Source organism: Endozoicomonas sp. ALB115, from assembly GCF_049310245.1.
Taxonomy (GTDB): domain Bacteria; phylum Pseudomonadota; class Gammaproteobacteria; order Pseudomonadales; family Endozoicomonadaceae; genus Endozoicomonas.
In genome coordinates this window covers 1-7777 of record NZ_JBLYZG010000111.1, presented here as the reverse complement: position 1 = coordinate 7777, position 7777 = coordinate 1, and the positions used below count along the sequence as shown (strand labels likewise).

The following is a 7777-nucleotide window of genomic DNA, read 5'->3' as shown; positions in this document are numbered from 1 at the left end:
CATTTTGTTGAACGGTTTATAAACGCAAGTGGTTGGAGGAGAGCATCTACTCTGAATTGTGAAAACGGTTCCTGAGTCACGATGGCAGGGAGGCGATTACTGGCTGTTTGCTCTCTTCTTTATTTGATCAATAAATGGTTTCATTAAACTCTGGTTCCAAAGCCTGTTAACCGGGATTTCAATGACCTCAAATCCTGATTTCTGCAGCAGTGCGATTTTCAGCAGCGTCGAACCCTTCCTGGTTTTGAAATCACCGCCCACGTAATGAGACGGTCCCTGAACTTCAATCACTATGTTGTGATCTGGCAGAAGCAGGTCAACCGGAGGTAATGAGTTCAAACTCTTTTCTTCTTCAATCTTCAAAGAGGGCATACATGATTGGAGTTGATTGCGGAAGTCGGCTTGTGTTTTTGAAATGGCTGTCTGGTAATGGCGGACGAACGGACACGCTCTGCCAAGCCAACTTGAGGCCATGATCATGATGGATTGATCCTCTTCATTATATGGCGAGTTATTTTCCAGGCGAGTCAGCAGGTCATCCATGTGTTTTTCAAGTACGTTATTTTTATTGGCATTGGCGACCAGAGACAACCTGGCACAACATACCATTACGCCCCAGAGAGACATCGATATCTCTTTTTGAGTAAACTGAAGGTTCTTACTGATTCGATAGACAAGCGATTCGAACGTAGAGGTAGCCACGTTCAGCTCAACGAGTTCACCCAGTTTGGCCGTGGACCACAGCAGGTTGGCAATACCCTGGGCATTAAATTGGTCTTCCTGTGCGTTCACCCGGTGCAACAGCGCGGCCACGGCCTCGTAGAGCCCTGGTGTTTGCTCCTGCCCGTTATCCACCAGTTTTGCCATGGCCCAAAGCAGGTTGGCGATTTCCTGTGGGTTAAAGTTAGCTTTTTGTACGATCACGCAGATCAACAGCGCAGCCACGGTTTTGTTGAACTCTGGTGTCTGCTCGTACCTGTTGTCTACCAGTTTCGCCATGGCCCACAGCAGGTTGGCGATATCCTGTGGTTTAAAGTTAGCTTTCTGTACTTTCACGTGGGGCATTAGCGTGGCCACGGCCTCGTTGAGCCCGGGTGTCTGCTTCTGCTCGTTGTCCACCAGTTTCGCCATGGCCCACAGCAGGTTGGCGATATCCCGGGCATTAAATTGGTCTTTTTGTGCGTTCACGCAGGGCAACAGTGCGGCTACGGCCTCGTTGAACTCTGGTGTCTGTTCCTGCCCATTGTCCACCAGTTTCGCCATGACCCACAGCAGGTTGGCAACATGCTGGGCAATAAATTGGTCTTTTTGTGCGTTCACGTGGGGCAACAAGGCGGCCACGGCCTCGTTGAGCTCTGGTGTCCGCTCCTGCCCGTTGTCCAACAGTTTCGCCATGGCCCACAACAGGTTGGCGATTCCCTGGGCATTAAGTTGGTTTTTCTGTGCGTTCACGAGGGGCAACAGGGCGGCCACGGCCCTGTTGAGCCCCGGTGTCTGTTCCTGCCCATTGTCCACCAGTTTCGCTAAGGCCCACAGCAGGTTGACGATATGCTGAGGAATAAATTGGTCTTTCTGTGCGTTCACGAGAGGCAACAGGGCGGCCACGGCCCCGTTGAGACCCGGTGTCTGCTCCTGCCCATTGTCCACCAGTTTCGCCATGGCCCACAGCAGGTTGGCGATATGTTGAGGAATAAATTGGTCTTTCTGTTCGTTCACGAGAGGCAACAGGGCTGCCACGGCCCCGTTGAGCCCCGGTGTCTGCTCCTGGCCATTGTCCACCAGTTTCGCCATGGCCCACAGCAGGTTGGCGATATGCTGAGGAATAAATTGGTCTTTCTGTGCGTTCACGTGGGGCAACAGAGCGGCCACGGCCTCTTTGAACCCAGGTGTCTGCTCCAGCCCGTTGTCCACCAGTTTCGCCATGGCCCACAGCAGGTTGGCAATGTTCTGGGCATTAAGTCGGTTTTTCTGTGCGTCCAGGAGGGGCAGCAGGGCGGCCACGGCCTCTTTGAGCCCCGGTGTCCGCTCCAGTTCGTTGTCCACCAGTTTCGCCATGGCCCACAGCAGGTTGGCAATGCCCTGGGCATTAAGTTGGTTTTTCTGTGCATTCACGAGGGGCAACAGGGCGGCTAAGGCCTCTTTGAGCCATGGTGTCCGCTCCAGCCCGTTGTCCACCAGTTTCGCCATGGCCCACAGCAGGTTGGCAATGGCCCGGGCCTGAAATTGGTCTTTCTGTACGTTCACGTGGGGCAACAGGGCGACCACGGCCTCGTTGAGCCCTGGTGTCCGCTCCAGCCCGTTGTCCACCAGTTTCGCCATGGCCCACAGCAGGTTGGCAATGCCCTGGGCCTTAAATTGGTCTTTCTGTGCGTTCACGTGGGGCAACAGCGCGACAACGGCCTCGTTGAACTCTGGTGTCCGTTCCTGCCCGTTGTCCAACATTTTTGCCATGGCCCACAGCAGGTTGGCGACACCCCGGGCATCAATATCCCTGGCTGGAGGTTTTTGTTTGCAGTCAAATATTATTGCATCAAATAGCGTTGACAATAAGATAGACTGAGTAAGTTTAACTCGCTCATCCATGGGTTGATGCAGGGTAAAAACTCCCGCTGAAGTCAATGAGTGAAGTGTTGTCGTCAGGCTTCGCCAATTCCAGCTCCGTGTTGCGGTAAAATTTTGCAGCAAACGCATCAGCTGGCTTTGTTCTGTTCGATTTAAAGGTCTTTCAGCAGCTGACGTGTATTTTTTAATTAAACTGGCATATTGCCCGTGATTTCTCCCATCATAGCGATGACCGAAATGATCCGATTTACTCAACAGATCATCCATTATTTCCTGTTTGATGAGGGCATTAAAATCTTGAGCAGGGTTTACTGAACGGCACTGTAGATGTTGAGAAGAGCGTGTGCCAGAAGAGTGGTAAAATTCATTGCGCCCCGGGGCATTGCGGGGGGGATTATCCCATGGTCTGACTGTGGCATGTCTATATCGCCCACGCCCTGAAGAAGGGGCATGGCTATTCGGTTGGTTGTAATTATTAACTGATCTTGTGTATTTACCACTGATACCGGCAGATCTTCTATCCATAATTATATTTCATTAATTCATGAGAATATAAAATGCAGACTGCTGTTCTGTTCAGAAGTTCATTTTGCTGAACGGTTAATAAACGCAAGCGGTTGGAGGAGAACATCTACTCTGAATTGTAAAAACGGTTCCTGAGTCATGATGGCAGGGAGGCGATTACTGGCTGTTTGCGCTCTTCTTTATTTGATCAATAAATGGTTTCATTAAAACCTGGTTGTAAAGCCGGTTAACCGGGATTTCAATGACCTCAAATCCTGATTTTTGCAGCAGTGCGATTTTCAGCAGCGTCGAACCTTTCCTGGTTATGAAATCACCACCCACGTAATGAGACGGTCCCTGAACTTCAATCACCATGTTGTGATCTGGCAGTAACAGGTCAACCGGAGGCAATGAGTTCAAACTCTTTTCTTCTTCAATCTTCAAAGAGGGCATACAGGATTGGAGTTGATGGCGAAATTCGGCCTGGGTTTTTGAAATGGCTGTCTGGTAATGGCGGACGACCGGACACGCTCTGCCAAGCCAGCTTGAGGCCATGATCATAGTGGATTGATCCTCTTCATCATGCGGCGATTTATTTTTCAGGCGAGTCAACAGGTCATCCATGTGCTTTTCAAAAACGTTATTCTTATTGGCATTGGAGTCCAGAGCCAGCCTGGCACAGCATACCATGACTCCCCAGAGAGACATTGATATCTCTTCCCTGGAAAACTCAAGGTTCTCACTGATTCGATAGACAAGCGATTCGCACGCAGAGGTAGCCAGGTTCAGCTCAATGAGTTCACCCAGTTTGGCCGTGGCCCACAGCAGGTTGGCAACATGCTGGGCAATAAATTGCTCTTCCTGTGCGTTCACCCGGTGTAACAGCTCAGCTACGGCCACGTTGAGCCCTGGTGTTTGCTCCTGTCCGTTATCCCCCAGTTTTGCCATGGCCCACAGCAGGTTGGCGATTTCCTGTGGGTTAAAGTTAGCTTTTTGTACGATCACGCAGGTCAACAGCGTAGCCACGGTTTCGTTGAACTTTGGTGTCTGCTCATATCTGTTGTCTACCAGTTTCGCCATGGCCCACAACAGGTTGGCGATATCCTGTGGTTTAAAGTTAGCTTTCTGTACTTTCACGTGTGGCAGTAGCGTGGCCACGGCCTCGTTGAGCCCGGGTGTCGGCTTCTGCTCGTTGCCCAGCAGTTTTGCCATGGCCCACAGCAGGTTGGCGATATCCCGGACATTAAATTGGTCTTTCTGTGTGTTCACCCGGGTCAACAGTGCGACCAGTGCCTCGTTGAGCCCGGGTATCTGCTCCAGCCCATTGTCCACCAGTTTCGCCATGACCCACAGCAGGTTGGCAACATGCTGGGCATTAAATTGGTCTTTTTGTGCGTTCACGAGGGGCAACAGGGCGGCCACGGCCTCCTTGAGCTCTGGTGTTTGCTCCTGCCCGATGTCCACCAGTTTCGCCATGGCCCACAACAGTTTGCCGATTCCCACGGCATTAAGTTGGTTTTTCTGTGCGTTCACGAGGGGCAACAGGGCGGCCACGGCCGCATTGAACTCTGGTGTCCACTCCTGCCCGTTGTTCACCAGTTTCGTAATGGCCCACAGCAGGTTGGCAATGCCCTGGGCATTAAGTTGGTTTTTCTGTGCGTGCACGAGGGGCAACAGGGCGGCCACGGCCTCGTTGAGCTCTGGTGTCTGCTCCAGCCCATTGTCCACAAGTTTCGCTATGGCCCACAACAGGTTGGCGATATGTTGAGGAATAAAATGGTCTCTCAGTGCGTTCACGAGAGGCAACAGGGCGGCCGCGGCCTCGTTGAGCCCTGGTGTCTGCTCCAGCCCGTGGTCCACCAGTTTCGCCATGGCCCACAGCAGGTTGGCGATACCCTGAGGAATAAATTGGTTTTTCTGTGCGTTCACGTGGGGCAACAAGGCGGCCACGGCCTCTTTGAACCCTGGTGTCTGCTCCAGCCCGTTGTCCACCAGTTTCGCCATGGCCCACAGCAGGTTGGCAATGTTCTGGGCATTAAGTCGGTTTTTCTGTGCGTCCAGGAGGGGCAGCAGGGCGGTCACGGCCTCTTTGAGCCCTGGAGTCCACTCCAGTTGGTTGTCTACCAGTTTCGCCATGGCCCACAGCAGGTTGGCAATGCCCTGGGTATTAAGTTGGTTTTTCTGTACGTTCACGAGGGGCAACAGGGCGGCTAAGGCCTCTTTGAGCCCGGGTGTCCGCTCCAGCCCGTTGTCCACCAGTTTCGCCATGGCCCACAGCAGGTTGGCGATGGCCTGGGCATTGAATTGGTCTTTCTGTGCCTTCACGTGGGGCAACAGGGCGACCACGGCCTCGTTGAGCCCTGGTGTCGGCTCCAGCCCGTTGTCCACCAGTTTCGCCATGGCCCACAGCAGGTTGGCAATGCCCTGGGCCTTAAATTGGTCTTTCATTGCGCTCACGTGGGGCAACAGCGCGACAACGGCCTTGTTAAACTCCGGTGTCTGCTTCTGCCCTTTGTCCACCAGTTTCGCCATGGCCCAAAGCAGGTTGGCGATACCCCGGGCATCGATATTCCTGGCTTGAGGTTTTTGACAGCAGTTAAATCTTATTGTATCCAGTAGCGTTGACAATAAGTGAGCTTGAGTAAGCTTGACACGCTCATCCATGGGGTAATGAGGGGTAAAAACACCTGCTGAAGTCAATGAATGAAGTGTTGTCGTCAGGTTTCGCCAATTCCAGCTCCGTGTTGGGGTAAAGTTTTGCAGCATACGTATCAGCTGGCTTTGTTCTGCCCGGTTTAACGGTCTTTTAGCAGCTGACGTGTATTCTTTAATTGAACTGGCAAATTGACTGTGATTTTTTCCATTATAGCGATGACCGAAATAATCCGATTTACTCAACAGATCATCCATTATTTCCTGTGTGATGAGGGCATTAAAATCTTCAGCAGGATTTACTGAACGGCACTGTAGATGTTGAGAAGAGCGTGTGCCAGAAGAATGGTAAAATTCATTGCGACCCGGCACAGTTCGGGGGGGATGATCCCATGGTCTGACTGTGGCATGCCTATATCGTCCACGCCCTGAAGAAGGGGCATGGCTATTCGGTTGGTTGTAATTATTACCAGATATTGTGTATTTACCACTGATACCGGCAGATCTTCTATCCATAATTATATTTCATTAATTCATGAGAATATAAAAAGCAGACTGCGGTTCTGTTCAGAAGTTCATTTTGTTGAACGGTTTATAAACGCAAGTGGTTGGAGGAGAGCATCTACTCTGAATTGTGAAAACGGTTCCTGAGTCACGATGGCAGGGAGACGATTACTGGCTGTTTGCTCTCTTCTTTATTTGATCAATAAATGGTTTCATTAAATCCTGGTTCCCAAGCCTGTTAACCGGGATTTCAAGGACCTCAAATCCTGCTTTTTGCAGCAGTGCGATTTTCAGCAGCGTTGAACCTTTCCTGGTTTTGAAATCACCATTGACGTAATGATACGGTCCCTGAACTTCAATCACCATGTTGTGATCTGGCAGTAACAGGTCAACCGGAGGTAATGAGTTCAGACTCTTTTCTTCTTCAATCTTCAAAGAGGGCATGCATGATTGGAGTTGATTGCGGAAGTCGGCCTGATGTTTTGAAATGGTTGTCTGGTAATGGGGGTTGAACGAACACGCTCTGCCAAGCCAACTTGAGGCCATGATCATGATGGATTGGTCCTCTTCATTATCTGGCGAGTTATTTTCCAGGCGAGTCAACAGGTCATCCATGTGCTTTTCAATTACGTTATTTTTATTGGCATTGGCGACTAGAGACAACCTGGCACAGCATACCATGACTCCCCAGAGAGACATCGATATCTCATTCTGAGTAAACTGAAGGTTATTACTGATTCGATAGACAATCGATTCGAACGCAGAGGTAGCCACGTTCAGCTCAATGAGTTCACCCAGTTTGGCCGTGGCCCACAGCAGGTTGGCAATACCCCGGGCATTAAATTGGTCTTCCTGTGTGTTCACCCGTTGCAACAGCGCGGCCACGGCCTCGTAGAGCCCCGGTGTTTGCTCCTGCCCGTTATCCACCAGTTTTGCCATGGCCCAAAGCAGGTTGGCGATTTCCTGTGGGTTAAAGTTAGCTTTTTGTACGATCACGCAGATCAACAGCGCAGCCACGGTTTTGTTGAACTCTGGTGTCTGCTCGTACCTGTTGTCTACCAGTTTCGCCATGGCCCACAGCAGGTTGGCGATATCCTGTGGTTTAAAGTCAGCTTTCTGTACTTTCACGTGGGGCAGTAGCGTGGCCACGGCCTCGTTGAGCCCGGGTGTCTGCTTCTGCTCGTTGTCCACCAGTTTCGCCATGGCCCACAGCAGGTTGGCGATATCCCGGGCATTAAATTGGTCTTTTTGTACGTTCACGCAGGGCAACAGTGCGGCTACGGCCTCGTTGAACTCTGGTGTCTGTTCCTGCCCATTGTCCACCAGTTTCGCCATGACCCACAGCAGGTTGGCAACATGCTGGGCAATAAATTGGTCTTTTTGTGCGTTCACGTGGGGCAACAGGGCGGCCACGGCCTCGTTGAGCACTGGTGTCCGCTCCTGCCCATTGTCCACAAGTTTCGCCATGGCCCACAACAGGTTGGCGATTCCCTGGGCATTAAATTGGTCTTTCTGTGCGTTCACGAGAGGCAACAGGGCGGCCACGGCCCTGTTG

3 protein-coding genes are annotated in these 7777 nt (G+C 51.5%); all 3 read right to left on the bottom strand.

Annotation, left to right across the window (positions count from 1 at the left end):
* Window positions 1–96: 96 nt before the first annotated feature.
* On the bottom strand, window positions 97–3087 hold the full coding sequence (locus tag ACO6VE_RS23380; RefSeq protein ID WP_422463792.1) for a DUF1601 domain-containing protein: 2991 nt from the start codon (window positions 3085–3087) through the stop codon (window positions 97–99).
* Window positions 3088–3243: 156 nt separating this feature from the next.
* Entirely contained in the window at window positions 3244–6234 is a 2991-nt protein-coding gene (locus ACO6VE_RS23375) for a DUF1601 domain-containing protein (protein WP_422463790.1), read from the bottom strand.
* Window positions 6235–6390: 156 nt separating this feature from the next.
* On the bottom strand, window positions 6391–7777 hold a 1387-nt coding region (locus ACO6VE_RS23370; RefSeq protein WP_422463788.1), incomplete at its 5' end, for a DUF1601 domain-containing protein.